This is a genomic window from Flavobacterium tegetincola DSM 22377 (genome assembly GCF_000425485.1).
GTDB classification, from domain to species: Bacteria; Bacteroidota; Bacteroidia; order Flavobacteriales; family Flavobacteriaceae; genus Flavobacterium; species Flavobacterium tegetincola.
The window spans coordinates 147,877-163,253 of record NZ_KE384384.1; the positions used below are offsets into that span (position 1 = coordinate 147,877).

Sequence of the window (15,377 nt, forward strand, 5' to 3'; positions counted from 1 at the left end):
TTTATTAAAGGATTTACTTCAGCGTAAATATTTTATTTTTTGTGATTTCGTACTCTTTGATACCGTCAACTGTTTTATAGCCTTTATTTACATTTTCAGATAGTAATAAAAGTACCTTCTGAGTTTCTAGTAGTGCTTCTTTTGGATCGTCAAAAGTTCCCAATTCTTCTTTCTGTGAAGACGAGCAACTTGAAAAAACAAATAAGCCAGCACACATTAAAACGGCTGGAACTATGGATCTTAAACTGTTGTGTTTTTTGTAATGAGGCATTTTTATTGGATTAAATTTTAATGATTTGAGTCTGCATCTGTGTATTTTTCAATTCTAGTAGAACTTTTTTTTACATTAGATTCGTATTTAACTTCTACTGAAACGCCGATTTTGTGCAAAATTATGAGTTAAAAGTAATGCTACCGATACAATAGAAAGTAAAACTACAATTTAAAATACAAATGACGTGCCACTCTGCTGCATTGTAAAAGTAAGAAATAAAATTTCGGTATTGCTTGTGCATTATACTTTATATGAAGAGTTGAAATTTTGAATGTTCTTTCTTAGCATGACGATACTACTTATAAACTGTGATTTACATCTACTTATTTTTACAATCTGTTAGAAATTAAAACTAAAGTACTTAAATTTACGTTTCTATAATAAACCAAAAGTATGAAAGATACGCTTAAAATATTAATTCTATTTCTTGTTGCGGTACTTACTTTATCAAGCTGCGAAGACGATGACGACACTTTAAACGTTCCTCAAAATCTTGAAGTACAAAATTTTATCTGGAAAGGACTCAATTTGTACTATTTGTGGCAAGAGGATTCGCCCGATTTAGCAGACGATCGATTTGCAAACCAAGACCAACTCAATGCTTTTCTAACAAATTATGATGAACCAAAAGCACTTTTTGACCATCTAAAAGTAGATAGCTCTATTGATCGTTTTAGTATTTTAGTCGATGACTATGTGCTTTTAGAAAACCTCTTTCAAGGCGTTTCAAAAAGCAACGGAATGGATTTTACACTACGTTTTAAAGCAGGAAGTGAAACCGAAATTTATGGCGTGGTCAATTACATCATTCCAAATTCCGAAGCTGCCGCAAAGAACATCACCAGAGGAACTGTATTTTCTGGAATAAATGGTCAGTCACTAACTTTGAACAATTACCAATCACTCCTTTCTGGAGCATCCTATTCGCTCAATCTTGCTGATTATAATGATGGTGCAATTACACCTAATGGGCAATCAGTTTCATTAATCAAAACAGAATTGACTGAAAACCCGATATTTTTGACGAAAGTCATCGAAAGCAATGGCAAGAAAACAGGTTATTTGATGTACAATGCTTTTACAGCAAATTATGACTTGCAATTGAATCAAGCATTTGCAACTTTAAAAACAGCTGGAGTAACGGATCTTGTATTGGATTTACGCTACAATGGTGGAGGTTCCGTTTTGACTGCAACACGATTAGCAAGCATGATTACGGGACAATTTTCAGGACAACTTTTTGCAAAACAGCAATGGAATCCAAAAGTGCAGGCGTATTTTGAAGAAAATAATCCAGCTCAATTAGTCAATAACTTTACAGGTACTGTGGGAAATGCAGCTATTAACAGCTTAAATCTGAATCGCGTGTTCGTCTTAACAACGGGAGGAACAGCTTCTGCTAGCGAACTGGTAATTAATGGATTAAAGCCCTACATTGAAGTAATCCAAATTGGAACAACGACCGTTGGTAAAAATGTGGGTTCCATTACATTGTATGACTCACCTACATTTAATAAGAGTGATGTTAATTCGCGACATAAATATGCAATGCAACCTATTGTTATAAAAACTATTAATAAGGACGGATTCGGAGATTACCAAGATGGTTTACTACCCACAGTTGTTCAAGCAGAAAATCCAGGTAATTTAGGCTTATTAGGAAACGAGAACGAACCTTTTTTGAGCACTGCTTTAGGATTAATTAATGGAAATGCGCGATCAATCACGCAGAATAAAAGTCAATTTGGCAAAGAATTTAAAACTTCAAAAGCATTGGTTCGTTTTGGGAATGACATGTATATTAACACAGATGATGTGTTTATTTTACCATTTATCAAATAAAAGTACTAAATTTCCGTTCTGTTTTAACAAATAATAAATACATTCAGATGAAAAACACATTCAAATTCATTCTTGCCTTTGCAGTAGTGGCTTCTTTCGCTTTCATGAAACCTACTTCTAAAGATCCTAAAAAAGTAATTACTGTAGTGATTGATGCTGGTCATGGCGGAAATGACCACGGTATGACTGTAGATGGATTTTCAGAAAAAGAAATTGTGTTTTTAATTGCACAAAAAATAAAAAAGAATAATTCAGACAAAAACGTAATCATTCATTTGACACGAACGGAAGATGAGTTCATCGCATTGAAAGACCGTGCTAAATTCATCAATGATTTAAAACCAAATTTAGTGCTTTCGCTTCATGTAAATGGAAATGAAAATAAAGAAGCTTCAGGTGTAGAACTATATATTTCTCCAAAAAACGTGAGTTATGATGTAGCAAAAAACATTGCAGAAGACTTAAATGCACGACTTATTGCCAATCATAACTTAAAATCAAGAGGCGTTAAAGATGCAAATTTCATGATTTTGAGAGAAACCATACATCCGTCCATCACAGTGGAATTAGGATTTCTGTCTAATGAAAATGATCGGTCTTATCTTACAAATGATGAGCAGCAAGAAAAAATTGCAGCTACAATTCTAGAAGCAATTTCTGAATTAAAATAAATCTCTATTCTATAATAAATAATAAAAGGGCTTGTATTTATATACAAGCCCTGTTTCATTGGAGTCAATTTGAGATTAATCGTTAAAGTAAAATCCATTTGGAATTAGACCAACGCTAAATTGTTTCTGTAACGCACCAGTAGTAGAGTAAATAAAAACTTCTCCATCCGAAGCATAATCCTTTGCATCACCTACAAAAATGCGGTTATCTTCTACTCCAAAACCATATAATGTAGTTGCAAGCGATGTAAACAATGGCGTACTGCTTATTGTTGTTGCAGATAAATTATCTTTAAAAACAGCTGCGTTAATCGTAAAATATACTTTACCATCTTCTATGGCTAAATTTTGTGCATTGATCAAGTCCGTCATCACAACCTCAGATACTTTCTGATTTGTGTTCATATTAATTTTGATCAGTCTACTTGCTTCTGTAAAATTTGCACATAATACGTACAAGAATCCATTTTCCTCTTCCATTGAATTTGGTGAAATTCCAACATCAATCGTACTTTCAATTGCATTTGTAGCAGCATTAATAATCGTGATCGAATTTCCTTCTCCGTACGTACCATTTGCTACATACAATTTTCCATCCTCTGCAATAATCTTTTCTGCAATTGCATTAACGGCAATAGTGCTTTCCACTTCTAAGGTAGACAAGTTAATCACAGCTATAAAATCGTCTGTTAAATCGCTAAAACTTCCTAAATTGGTCACATAAGCTTTTCCGTTTTCAACCACACCATAACGCGGAACATTAAATCCGGTTTCAATAGTAGCAATTTTTTCAAAAGTGTAACGGTTTACAACTGTAATTTTATTAGAACCATTTGAAACAATAAATGCACGATCTCCATCAAAAAACATAGACTGCACGTAACCACCAATTCCTTGACCTGGGTTAACAGCTCCAAAAATATCTTGATTTACCGTCATTAAATCATCTGTAATAAATGAAATTGATCCCGCTGCACCATTTCCTTCATTGACAATTATAACGCCATTGTCATAAGCACCAAGTTGCACATCAGGCGTATTGGAATCGTCATCGCTACAAGAAACAAATAGTATTGCACTTGCAAGTGCCATGAAAAACAATCTAGTAATCTTCATAATTTTAAAAATTTAATGTTAAGTTTAATGCATAATTGCGACCGGGAAGCGGCCTGTTTTCTACGCTTTCGTAGTTTTCATTCCAAAGATTTAAAACCTTAAACCCTAATGTATAGTTGCTGTGTTGATCCAAATCTGCAGAAATCCCGAAATTTGACACGGTATAATTTTCTATAATCTTTTTAGGATTATTATCTGTTTGTGTAAACACCTCTCCGTTAAACAAGTACTGGTAGAATGCAGCAAATCGGCTGTAAGAATATGCCAATGATGCCGTAGTTTTATGAAAAGGTACAAAGGTGAGCTGCTTTCCTGTCTTCTCGTTTTCCGAATCTGTATAGGAATAATTTGCATGAAAATCAAAATGATGCTTATGCACTACTTTGCTGTAATCCATCGAAATTTCACTACCAAATATTGAAACGCGTTCTGTGTTTGTGGGTCTAAAAACGCCACCATTTTGCGGAAGCCAACGAATCATGTCCTTAATTTTAGAATAAAAAACAGTGGCCGTGATGCTAAAATTTTGCCACTGAAATACATTTCCAATTTCGCCTTGTACTGCTTTTTCTGGTTGTAAATCAATGTTTCCAGCTCCTTGCCAATATAAATCATTGAAGGTCGGAATTCTGAAATTCTGCGAAAAATTTGCCTTTAACGTATACCATTTAAACGGTTTATAAACTGTTCCGACCGCATATAAAAGTGGACTTTTATAGTTATTAGTGACTTCCTTCCTTAAACTCCAATCGTACGAAAAATGTTCATTCACACTTTGCTTAAACTGCAGTGCAAAACCAGTAATGCTTCTTTTTTCAGTTGCAATATCAGAACCATCGCCCTTATTTTGGGTAAAATCAGCTACAAAATCCACTTGCGTTGCCGCATTGATTCGGTAATTTAAATTATATTTTGCCAACAGCGTTTCGACTTTCCCAAACGTAAAATTGTCCTGAGCAATGTTTCCAAAATATTTATATTCTTCACTTAAAAAGCCTACTTTTAAATTTGACGTAAAATTGCCCAAATAGGTCGTCAAGTCGGCCAAGTTTCGAGTATTAAAATCTCGGTATTTTGTTTTACTGTCCGTTGGGTTAATTAATGAAAAATGCCTTTCGCCATCAAAAAACTGGCTGTATAACTTTAATGTATTTCTTGAATTTATCTTGTATCCAAATCCAACATTATAACTTGAATTGTAAAATTGTCCATTTAAATTTGTCCGATTTGAGTTCAAATAATCGTAATTATTATCCGAACTGTTTCGAGAAACACTTCCAAAGAAACTCATTTTTTCGGTAGCATATTTCACCTGATAATTGGCTGTCAATGTATTATAACTGCCATAATTAACATTCAATCGATTGGAAAACAATTTCCTAAAATTCAGAGTGGTATTTAAATGAATACTTCCACCAATGGCACTCGTCCCGTACAATGAGCTTCCTCCACCCGCTCGAACACTAATGGAATTGAAATCTGATGTACTAATAGTGTTGAAATCCGTTTGCCCGTTTAGTTGGGAATTAATGTTGATTCCATTCCAAACCACAGCAGTTTGCTGAGCCGTGGTGCCACGAAAAGAAGGCGAAGAAACCATTCCTAAACCATTTTCTTTGAAATAAATTCCTGTAGAAAAGTTTAGAAGACTGGTTAACGAGGGTTGATTTTTTTGTATAATAGAGTCATTGAGTTGCTGGACGTTCTGAGCATTTGAGTAGTCACGCAATTTTCGATCTGCAATATCAACTTCGTCTAATTGGACAGCAACAGGCGTTTGTGCCAATGATTTTTGGCAAACTAACATTCCGAATAAAAATATAAAATATCGTAAAGTCATAATTTCAGAATCTTTTTTCCCGAAGATTCGATATTGGTTACAAATAAGGCAGGTCTCCTGGCTTGCGTCTCGTTGTTTACCTTCCCATCTCGATTTTCGAGGCAGTGGTTTTGTAGTTTACAGCGAGCTTTTCTAGCTTACAGTTGCGGGAACAGCTTTGGTTTTTATCCAAATTCCCTTTTAATGTGATTTCAAAGTAAAATCACAACCTTAATTTGGGTGCAAAAGTAGTTTAAAAAATGTGTATTGACTTCAATTCTCAACTATTTATAAAAATCAAAATAGGAAAACCTTATTCTAGCTCTAAAAAACGACTGCAAATTTTAAAACTAGGATCGCTTTTCTTCCAATTATTTTTTGCTTACAAAGTCAATTATAAGATTCCAATTAAAATCTAAATCACCTTGATTCTAGAATAAATTTTCGAACTCAATTTTCAATTTACCTTCAAAAAGTCAGAATAACTTCTACCTTTGCAACGTATAAAATCATTTTAAATGAAAATTTCCACAACTACAATTTTACTTTTTACCTTCGTATTATTTTCGCTATCGGGTTGCAAAGAAAGCAGTACCGAAACTAATAAAGAGCCCATCAGCACTGAAAATCAAGTGCGTTATGCAACCGGTTTTTCAATAGTAAAGTACGATGGCTATTCGCTAGTAACTGTGGTAAATCCGTGGCCCAATGCAACAAAAAATTATACATACATTTTAAAGGAAAGTGGCGGAATCATTCCTGATAGTTTGCAAAATAACATTCAAATTTCAGTTCCTGTTAAAAATATTGTGGTAACTTCTACCACTCATATTCCATCTTTAGAATTGCTTGAAGTAGAAAATGCGTTGATTGGATTTCCTAATTTGGACTATATTTCTTCTGAAAAAGTACGAAGTAGAATTGAAGCCGGAAAAGTGACAGAATTGGGACAAAATCAAGACCTGAATACTGAAGTGATCATTGATTTAAATCCAGACGTTTTAATCGGATATGGAATTGACAATAAAAATCCAACGTTAGATAATCTGGAAAAAAGTGGTATAAAAATAATGCTTAACGGGGATTGGAACGAGCAAACTCCGTTGGGAAAAGCAGAATGGATCAAGTTCTTTGGTGTTTTATTTGGCAAAGAGCAAAAGGCGAATTCCATATTTTCAACCATTGAAAAAGAATACAAAACTACAGTTGATTTAGTCAAAAACAGTTCGATAAAACCTTCTGTTTTAGCAGGTGATATATTTGAAGGAACGTGGTACATGCCAAAAGGTTCTAGTTGGGGTTCACAACTGATTAAGGAAGCGGGCGGAGCTTATTTATGGAAAGAAACTGTTGGCACAGGAAGCTTGGCTTTGTCCTTTGAAGTTGTTTTTGACAGGGCAAAAGACGCTGATTTTTGGATCACTTCAGGGCAATTTTCAACGTTGCAAGAGATGAAGAAAGCAAATACGCATTACAGTCAATTTGCTGCGTTTAAGAACAAAAAAGTATATTCATTTAGAAATAAAAAGGGAAAAACAGGCGGCATTTTGTATTACGAATTAGCACCCAATCGACCTGATCTAGTATTGAAAGATTTAGTGTCTATTTTTCATCCTGAATTAGTGCCCAATTACAAGCCGTTCTTTTTTGAACAGATGAAATAAAGAATTTAATGACCAACAAGCACCATTCTATTTTATTTATAACTTTCACCGTTTTATTGGTGTGCTTCTTTTTATTGGACTTAACGTCAGGACAAGTTTCTATTCCGCTAAAAGAAGTATTTAAAATTTTAAGTGGACAAGACGCCTCAAAATCAACATGGGAATACATCATTCTAAATTTTAGATTACCAAAGGCAATTACTGCGATACTCGTTGGAATGGGACTTTCGATCAGTGGACTTTTGATGCAAACTTTATTTAGAAATCCATTAGCAGGACCGTATGTTTTAGGGTTGAGTTCGGGTTCCAGTTTAGGAGTTGCATTTGTAATTTTAGGTGCAGGCGTATTACCAAGCTTCTTACAAACTGCCGTAATATCGAGTTACGGTGTAATTTTAGCATCATTTTTAGGAAGTTTTTTAGTGCTTTTGGCCATATTAGTTGTTGCGCAACGATTGCGAAATACCATGTCCATTTTGATCGTAGGATTGATGTTTGGAAGTTTTGCAGGAGCAATTGTTAATGTTTTGAGTTACTTTAGTACAGCAGAGCAATTGCAAAAATTTACCTTTTGGTCCATGGGTAATTTGGGTAATTTGCCTTGGCCTTCCATTGGAATTTTAGGAACTACTGTAACCGTTGGATTAGTGTTGAGTTTAGTAAGTATAAAATCCTTGGACGCCTTATTACTAGGAGAAAATTATGCTAAAAGCGTCGGGTTGAACTTTAAGAAAGCACGGTTAATTATCATCATTGCCACCAGTATTTTAGCGGGAAGCATTACAGCTTTTGCCGGTCCGATTGCTTTTATTGGCTTAGCAGTTCCGCATATTGCCAAGTTAGTGTTTCAAACCAGCAGCCATAAGACACTGTTCTTTAGTACAGTCTTGATCGGTGGAATTTTGATGTTAGCTTGCGACATCATTTCGCAAATGCCGTTTTTAGAAATGACGTTACCTATTAATGCAATCACGTCAATTATGGGTGCTCCAGTGGTAATCTGGTTATTAATTGGTAAGAAAAACATTCAATAATCTGGTCATGAAAAACGAAATCATTTTAGAGGCACATCCAATTTCTATTGGTTACCGCGACAAGAAAAATATAAAAACCGTAGCCACTGACGTCAAAATTCAATTGCGAAAAGGAAAACTGATTGCCTTAGTCGGGATCAATGGTGTGGGAAAATCAACGTTATTGAAGACAATTACTGGCATACAAAAACCTCTGTCAGGATGTGTGATTTTGAATGAAAATAACATAGAAAATTATACGTCAAGCGAATTAGCACAACAAATGAGTATGGTTTTAACCGAAAAATTACCACCCAGTAATTTAACCGTTTTTGAGTTGGTTGCCTTGGGACGACAACCGTACACCAATTGGCTTGGTACGCTGACTTCTGAAGATACGAATAAAGTTCATGAGGCGATTCGCTTGACGAAAATCGAACATTTGGCACACAAAAAACATTTCGAAATCAGTGACGGCCAGCTGCAAAAAGTATTAATTGCAAGAGCATTGGCTCAAGATACTCCTTTAATTATTTTAGACGAACCTACCACGCATTTGGATTTACTGCACAAATTTACTTTACTGCAATTGCTGCAAAAATTAGCCAAGGAAACTGAAAAATGCATTTTATTTTCAACACACGATATTGATTTAGCAATTCAACTTTGTGATGAAATGATTATCATGACGCCTGAAAAAACCGTGCAAAGTACGCCTTGTATATTGATTGAAAAAGGTGTTTTTAATGCACTTTTTGACGATAGAAGCATCAGTTTTGATAAAGAAAAAGGGAAATTTGTTTTTGGGAAAATTTGATTGTAATTTTCTCGCAAAGACGCAAAGCAAAACCTTTAAAACTTTAGGTTAATAATGGTGAATTTACACCAACAACATTTTTAAATTTAGCTTCTTTGGGACTGAAATTTATTGTTTTGACTTTACTAACAATTGCCTTTTTGCTTCGCCAATGACAAAGGCCACGGCATTTGCCAGGTTATAACTTCGTACTAAAGGTGAAATAGGAATACTTAAGTGGTTTTGAAATTCTTGCAACATTTCGGTGTTTAAACCTACTGATTCTTTCCCAAAAACCAACCAGTCTCCGTCTTGAAAATCGGCTTCTAAATAGGATTTTTCGGCATGCGAACTGAATAAAAACACGCGCGAAATATCCGGAATTTGGTTGCGCCATTCTTCGATGGATTGGTATTGTTTCCAATCTAAGTGTACCCAATAATCCAAGCCAGAACGTTTTAAGTTCTTATCGGTAATTTCAAAGCCAAACGGGTGAATCAAGTGCAATCTGTTCTCTGTTCCCACACATAAACGGCCAATATTTCCTGTATTATTTGGAATTTCAGGTTCTACTAAAACAATATTCAACATAAAATTATATTTAAAATTTAAGAAAGAACAACTTCCAGCAAATTATTCATTTCTACTACTTCGCCCGATTTCATTTGGTTTAAATGTACATTTCCAACCCGAACGCGAACCAATCGTAAGGTAGGAAAACCAACAGCAGCGGTCATTTTTCGCACTTGACGGAATTTGCCTTCACTAACGGTTATTGAAGCCCAAGTGGTTGGACCGTGTCGGTCATCGCGCACTTTTTTGGAACGGATTTCAAAATTTGGAGCCTCAATTTTCTTGGCTTCGCAAGGTAAAGTCATGTATTTTCCACCATCAAATCCTATTTCTACACCTGTTTTGAGCAGCTTTATAGCTTCATCCGTAATAATTCCGTCCACTTGGACATAATATTCTTTAGTGACCTTTTTACTTCTAACGGCTTCACTTACTTTTCCGTCTGTAGTTAGTAGCAGTAGACCTTCTGAATCTTCGTCCAGACGACCAATTGCCATGGTTCCTATTGGAAAGTTTGACAATTCGCCTAGCAGTTTTTTCTTGCGTTTTTGTTCGTAGATAAATTGGCTTAAAAAGCCATAAGGTTTGTAAATTATGTAGTGCTGGTGTGCCATAGCTTGATTCGAGTAGGGCAAAGATAGGAGGTTTAACAGTCTAAAACAATGCTGGTGGCTTTAGTTGCTTTGTTGAGGGCTTTTAGTGCAGGTAGTTTGCATGTAAAAACGTTTGATTTGGGTTGTGTGGTACTTTAAAAGCACATTAAATTGATTTATTGCACATCTAAATTAGCTTCGAAGACACATAAATGACTTTCGGAGACACACAAGTTAGCTTCGAAGTCATACAAATGACTTTCGGAGACACACAAATTAGCTTCGAAGTTATACAAATGACTTTCGGAGACACACAAATTACCTTCGAAGACACACAAATGAGTTTCCAAAACATACAAATGACTTTCAGAAACACATAAATTAGCTTCGAAGACATACAAATTCATTTCGGGGAGTGATTGATTTATAAAGTGATTTTCTTTTGATTGATGGTGGGTTGTAAAGGTGAATTGTAGTTACAGATTGTATTCAAAGCACTATTTCGTTCCTCTCCATGACGAGGCAGTGCAGGTGTGTTGTTTCATTAAAACAATGTTAATGGTTTTGGAATTTAAATTGTTTTGAGCGTAACTTGAACTAAAAAAACGAGTAGTATGGAAAATTCAAAAAAAGAACAACCGATTAATGAAGGATTTAGTGGTGCAAATAGTGCCAATAATGACACTGTTTCAACACCTGAATTGAAAAAAGAATTTGAGAAAGATGCTGACGGAGATGTGGAACAAGTGGATAGAGCACGCTACGTTGATAAAAATTTAGAAGATTCAAAACCGGCTCCACAAGTGGATTATCCGACCGAATCCATTCATCAAACACCACGAACTGCAGAGCACAAGGATTTCAATTCAAATCCAAATCCAGAAGAATTTCCAGATGAGGATGATCAAAAGGATACCCATCGTGGGAATATAGATGCCTAAATTTACAGGCGTTTTGAAAAAGAGAATTACGTTCGTTATGGATGTGGTTCTCTTTTTTTGTGGCCTATTGTTGAAATTATATAATTTGAGTTACAATAAAACTTTAAAGAAAATGGGTAGACAAAATAAATTAAGCGTTAAACTATAGTACTACAATACAATATTTTATAACAAAAGTACATTTTCAGTCCATCTAAATTTTGAATAAACTTAGATCAGTAAAAACCTAATTTCATCAAATTACGTATAGTTAATTATATGCTAATGAAATTGTATAAAACAATTTAAAAATCCTATAAGCGTCTCATTGGATAGTAGTTGTAGTTTAGCAGTATTAAAAATTTATAAAAATTAAGCGATGAAAATAGTATCTTTAATTCTGTCAATAGTAGTGTTCTTTGGAGCTGGCTTCTTTTTAATAAATGATTTCCAAGCATCTACGGAGTTAAATTATTTACTCTACATGTCTATTCTTGTAGTCTTGATGCTCATTTGCATTGTTGGAGTTTTAATTAATTACCCACTTTTAATTCAACAGCGTAAAAAAGTAAGAACAATTATTTATAACAGTTATTCTAATAAACGCATTGTAAATAAAGAATTTGATCACCAATTTACAATGTCATAAACGATAGGTATTTTTCAAGATATTTAAAAGCGATTTCTAACTAGGAGTCGTTTTTTTTTTGCGATTTAATTTTTAAAAGCGATGCAGCGCTCCTCCTTGATTTCATACTGTAAATATGCTTTTTGATACTAGAAATTTTTGTACATTTCCATCAAACATTTTTAAGTACACCACTTTATATATGAATACAACTGCTATCATAGTTATAATTAGCACAATAAGTTTTATTATTGGCTATTTACTTTCCAAATCCATTTTTTCTTCCAAAAATGCTACAGAAAAGCAACTTCTTGAAGCGCAATTACGTCATCAGGAAACTGTACAAAGTACGCTGAAGCAAGAAAAAATGCAGTCGGAATTGGTTTTTCAAAGGCAAATTGATCAGGTGCAGCGCGAACGGGAATTGATTCGGACGGAAAAAGAAGTTTTAAGTATTCAACTTTCAAAAAAAGAATCTGATTTTGATTATTTGCTGGAACGCAATAAGGAACAGAAGCAGGAAGTTGAGCATTTGCAGAAAAAGTTCAGTGTTGAATTTGAAAATTTGGCAAATAAAATCTTAGAGGAAAAAACGTCCAAATTCACACTTCAGAATCAAGAAAATCTGAAGACTATTTTAGCGCCTTTGCAGGAGAAAATTCTACATTTTGAGAAAAAAGTAGAAGATACACACAAAGAAAGTATTGATTATCATGCGGCACTGCGTGAGCAAATTTTAGGTTTGAAAGATTTAAATGTGCTGATGAATAAAGAAACCATAAATCTGACCAAAGCGTTAAAAGGGGACAATAAAATGCAAGGGAATTGGGGCGAATTGGTTCTTGAACGTGTTTTGGAAAAATCAGGTCTGGAAAAAGGACGTGAATATGATGTCCAACAAAGCTTTACGGTTGAAGGTCAGAAACGCATTCCCGATGTGGTAGTGCATTTGCCGGAAGGCAAAAAAATGATTATTGACTCGAAAGTTTCACTCATTGCTTATGAAAAGTACGTGAATGAAGAGGAGGAGACTTTGAAGAAGAATTACCTCAACGAGCACATTAGTTCCTTAAAAAGACACGTGGAGCAATTGGGTTCAAAAAACTACCATACGTTGTATTCTATTGAAAGTCCCGACTTTGTATTGTTATTTGTTCCTATTGAAGCGGCTTTTGCTACAGCACTGAACCAAGATAATTTTCTGTACAATAAAGCTTTTGAGCAAAACATTATAATTGTTACTCCTACTACTCTTTTGGCAACGCTTCGTACGATTGACAGTATTTGGACCAATCAAAAACAGCAACAAAATGCCTTTGAAATTGCCCGACAAGCCGGAGCATTATACGATAAATTCTATGGTTTTATTACCGATTTAGAAAAGATAGGTAAAAAGTTGGACGATGCTAAAAGCGAATACAGTTTGGCGATGAACAAGTTGGTCGATGGCAAAGGAAACTTGGTAAACAGTGTGCAAAAACTTAAAAAAATGGGTGCAAAAACAAATAAGAGTTTGCCTGAAAACCTTTTTACTTCGGAAATGGATCACGAAGTTGACAATTAACCCTTATATTTAAACTACCTAAAAACCGAATTATGACTTTTAAAACCGCAAAATCCTCTAAAGTAACCTTGTCTGAGTTAATGTTACCTTCGCATTCTAATTTTAGTGGTAAGATCCACGGTGGATTTATTCTGTCGTTAATGGATCAGATTGCTTTTGCAAGTGCGTCCAAATTCTCAGGATATTATTGCGTAACCGCTTCTGTAAATACAGTTAATTTTTTAAATCCCATAGAAATCGGAGAATTGATTACTTTAAAAGCAAGCGTTAATTTTGTGGGCAATAGCTCGATGATTGTGGGCATTCGTGTGGAATCAGAAAACATTCGGACCGGAACGAGAAAACACTGTAACTCGTCCTACTTTACTATGGTTGCAAAAGATGATGAAGGAAAACCTATAAAAGTGCCTGGATTAATTGTTTCAAGTGCTGATGAAATTCGTCGCTTTTACCACGGAATTCAGCAAACTAAGATAAAAAAAGCAAATCCGAAAATTGCAATCGACGAAAACTTTGATACGATTGAGATGGATCAATTGTTTGAAGATTACAATGTTCAGATTCAATAAATTAAAATACGCGGGCGAGATTAAAACCAAAAAACACATCTCCTTTTGTCCAATCGCCCGTGGTTTGTCCTAAATATCCCGCTTCATGAATACCTTGCGAACTGGTAAAATGCATCTGAAATACGTGTCCACCCGTTTCTAAATCTACACCAACTGATAGTGGATTTTTAAATGGAGAATTACTTGCACGATTTAAATGTGCGGCATAATCTGCATTAATAGACCATCTTTTAGAAATTTTATATCGACCTCCAATACCAATTGCAAATTGACTGTTATCCTGCATATCATTGGCTACAAAGTTTTCGTGAAAGAAAGTCGGAGCCAATTCTAAAGACAGATTCTCTGAAAATTTTCTGGATACTAAAATTTGACTCACGTAAATCAGTCTATTCTCGAACGTCATATTTGGATATAAGCTTTCTTTCAACGTATTGTTAATTGCCAAACTATTGAATCCAACTATTGCTACTGGAAATCCATCTTCAATTTGCTCTTGTAAACGGTATTTTACAGAAAAGTCATAAGCCAGTTCACTTCGTGCCCCACCAATAGTCAACCAATCTTTGACACCGTACAAAAATTTAATCTGTGTATTGGCATTGTCTAAGCCATAAAATCCTTCAAAACCGTCTTTCACAGAACCAAATCTATGTGCAACTATAAAATATAAATCACCTTTTGCGGCAAGTTTTGTAGATTCTAAATTAACAATCTTCAATGCTTTAAAGGCGGAAGTGACTACTTGATTGTTAAGCGTAGTATCAATTTCAGATAATAAATCATCTTGTGCAAAAGATAAAAACGGCAGAAATAAGAACAGTAATTTGATTTTCATAAGGTGGTGTTTTAAGTGTATACTTATCAGATACGGTTAAAGTGCGGTTATAGTTTAATTTTTGACAATAATTGCTTGATCAATTTTAAATTCTTCCAATAAATCATCAAAGCCAACGTACCTGCCCTTTATAGCAATAGTATCTGAAATTTTTATAGTGTTGGGAATAGCGTCCATAAGATTGACCTCAATCTTTTCCTCTAACATAAAAGATTTATTTTCTAAATCTAACGCGGTAATTTTACCGTATATCTCAATAGTCTTGTCTGCATATTTTGCATTGAACAAACTATCATTGGCTTTGAACTCCGTTTGCAATTCAGAAAGCCTGAGCTTGAAGTCCGAATTTTCTGAACCGATGTCGCGATGGCCTTGATAGGTGTAAAAATAAAGACCGATTGCCGCAACAATTGCGACTGAAAAAACAATGATTATACCTTTTTTCATAATAAAAAATTTAAACAAATTTAATTAACTTTATCTATTTTCTGCATTAT

17 protein-coding genes and 1 riboswitch are annotated in these 15,377 nt (G+C 34.6%); of the genes, 10 read left to right on the plus strand and 7 right to left on the minus strand.

Annotation, left to right across the window (positions count from 1 at the left end; genetic code table 11):
* Window positions 1-13: 13 nt before the first annotated feature.
* Window positions 14-271, minus strand: coding sequence for a hypothetical protein (locus tag H602_RS18825; protein WP_051224453.1), 258 nt, complete (start codon window positions 269-271; stop codon window positions 14-16).
* A gap of 396 nt (window positions 272-667) precedes the next feature.
* Between H602_RS18825 and H602_RS0112155 the strand changes: the two genes are divergently transcribed.
* Complete coding sequence (locus H602_RS0112155) at window positions 668-2,116, plus strand: S41 family peptidase (RefSeq protein WP_026978237.1); 1,449 nt, start codon at window positions 668-670, stop codon at window positions 2,114-2,116.
* Window positions 2,117-2,163: 47 nt separating this feature from the next.
* Complete coding sequence (locus H602_RS0112160; RefSeq protein WP_051224462.1) at window positions 2,164-2,787, plus strand: N-acetylmuramoyl-L-alanine amidase family protein; 624 nt, start codon at window positions 2,164-2,166, stop codon at window positions 2,785-2,787.
* 75 nt (window positions 2,788-2,862) lie between these two features.
* Here the strand turns inward: H602_RS0112160 and H602_RS0112165 are convergent, their stop codons facing one another.
* Window positions 2,863-3,903 carry a YncE family protein gene (locus H602_RS0112165; RefSeq protein WP_026978239.1) on the minus strand — a complete coding sequence of 347 codons (1,041 nt, stop codon included), beginning with the start codon at window positions 3,901-3,903 and terminating at the stop codon, window positions 2,863-2,865.
* Between the two features lie 4 nt (window positions 3,904-3,907).
* The gene (locus H602_RS0112170) at window positions 3,908-5,743 is read right to left on the minus strand and encodes a TonB-dependent receptor plug domain-containing protein (protein ID WP_026978240.1); all 1,836 of its coding nucleotides are present in this window, start codon (window positions 5,741-5,743) and stop codon (window positions 3,908-3,910) included.
* A gap of 30 nt (window positions 5,744-5,773) precedes the next feature.
* Window positions 5,774-5,971: riboswitch (cobalamin riboswitch) on the minus strand.
* Window positions 5,972-6,240: 269 nt separating this feature from the next.
* Here H602_RS0112170 and H602_RS0112175 point away from each other — a divergent pair.
* The 3 genes from H602_RS0112175 to H602_RS0112185 are packed head-to-tail and all read left to right on the plus strand — an operon-like array spanning window position 6,241 to window position 9,216.
* Window positions 6,241-7,386: an ABC transporter substrate-binding protein gene (locus H602_RS0112175; RefSeq protein ID WP_026978241.1), complete on the plus strand. Its 1,146-nt coding sequence runs from the start codon at window positions 6,241-6,243 to the stop codon at window positions 7,384-7,386.
* Window positions 7,387-7,394: 8 nt separating this feature from the next.
* Window positions 7,395-8,420, plus strand: coding sequence for an iron ABC transporter permease (locus H602_RS0112180; RefSeq protein WP_026978242.1), 1,026 nt, complete (start codon window positions 7,395-7,397; stop codon window positions 8,418-8,420).
* Window positions 8,421-8,427: 7 nt separating this feature from the next.
* The gene (locus H602_RS0112185; RefSeq protein WP_035759569.1) at window positions 8,428-9,216 is read left to right on the plus strand and encodes an ABC transporter ATP-binding protein; all 789 of its coding nucleotides are present in this window, start codon (window positions 8,428-8,430) and stop codon (window positions 9,214-9,216) included.
* A 108-nt stretch (window positions 9,217-9,324) separates the two neighbouring features.
* Here H602_RS0112185 and H602_RS0112190 read toward each other — a convergent pair whose 3' ends face one another.
* Together H602_RS0112190 and H602_RS0112195 are read right to left on the minus strand one after the other, a co-directional pair.
* Complete coding sequence (locus H602_RS0112190; protein WP_026978244.1) at window positions 9,325-9,786, minus strand: tRNA (cytidine(34)-2'-O)-methyltransferase; 462 nt, start codon at window positions 9,784-9,786, stop codon at window positions 9,325-9,327.
* A 17-nt stretch (window positions 9,787-9,803) separates the two neighbouring features.
* On the minus strand, window positions 9,804-10,382 hold the full coding sequence (locus tag H602_RS0112195) for a pseudouridine synthase (protein ID WP_026978245.1): 579 nt from the start codon (window positions 10,380-10,382) through the stop codon (window positions 9,804-9,806).
* A gap of 191 nt (window positions 10,383-10,573) precedes the next feature.
* Between H602_RS0112195 and H602_RS19945 the strand changes: the two genes are divergently transcribed.
* The 5 genes from H602_RS19945 (at window position 10,574) to H602_RS0112220 (ending at window position 14,042) form a co-directional block, all read left to right on the plus strand.
* Window positions 10,574-10,741 carry a hypothetical protein gene (locus H602_RS19945; RefSeq protein WP_157505053.1) on the plus strand — a complete coding sequence of 56 codons (168 nt, stop codon included), beginning with the start codon at window positions 10,574-10,576 and terminating at the stop codon, window positions 10,739-10,741.
* A gap of 234 nt (window positions 10,742-10,975) precedes the next feature.
* A complete protein-coding gene (locus H602_RS0112205) occupies window positions 10,976-11,302 on the plus strand; it encodes a hypothetical protein (protein ID WP_026978246.1) in 327 nt (108 codons plus the stop codon).
* Between the two features lie 358 nt (window positions 11,303-11,660).
* A complete protein-coding gene (locus tag H602_RS0112210; RefSeq protein ID WP_026978247.1) occupies window positions 11,661-11,930 on the plus strand; it encodes a hypothetical protein in 270 nt (89 codons plus the stop codon).
* A 181-nt stretch (window positions 11,931-12,111) separates the two neighbouring features.
* Entirely contained in the window at window positions 12,112-13,473 is a 1,362-nt protein-coding gene (locus H602_RS0112215; protein ID WP_026978248.1) for a DNA recombination protein RmuC, read from the plus strand.
* A 32-nt stretch (window positions 13,474-13,505) separates the two neighbouring features.
* Complete coding sequence (locus H602_RS0112220; protein ID WP_026978249.1) at window positions 13,506-14,042, plus strand: acyl-CoA thioesterase; 537 nt, start codon at window positions 13,506-13,508, stop codon at window positions 14,040-14,042.
* Between the two features lies 1 nt (window position 14,043).
* Here H602_RS0112220 and H602_RS0112225 read toward each other — a convergent pair whose 3' ends face one another.
* Entirely contained in the window at window positions 14,044-14,880 is an 837-nt protein-coding gene (locus H602_RS0112225) for a DUF5777 family beta-barrel protein (RefSeq protein ID WP_026978250.1), read from the minus strand.
* Window positions 14,881-14,934: 54 nt separating this feature from the next.
* On the minus strand, window positions 14,935-15,327 hold the full coding sequence (locus H602_RS0112230) for a hypothetical protein (protein WP_051224473.1): 393 nt from the start codon (window positions 15,325-15,327) through the stop codon (window positions 14,935-14,937).
* Window positions 15,328-15,377 lie beyond the last annotated feature (50 nt).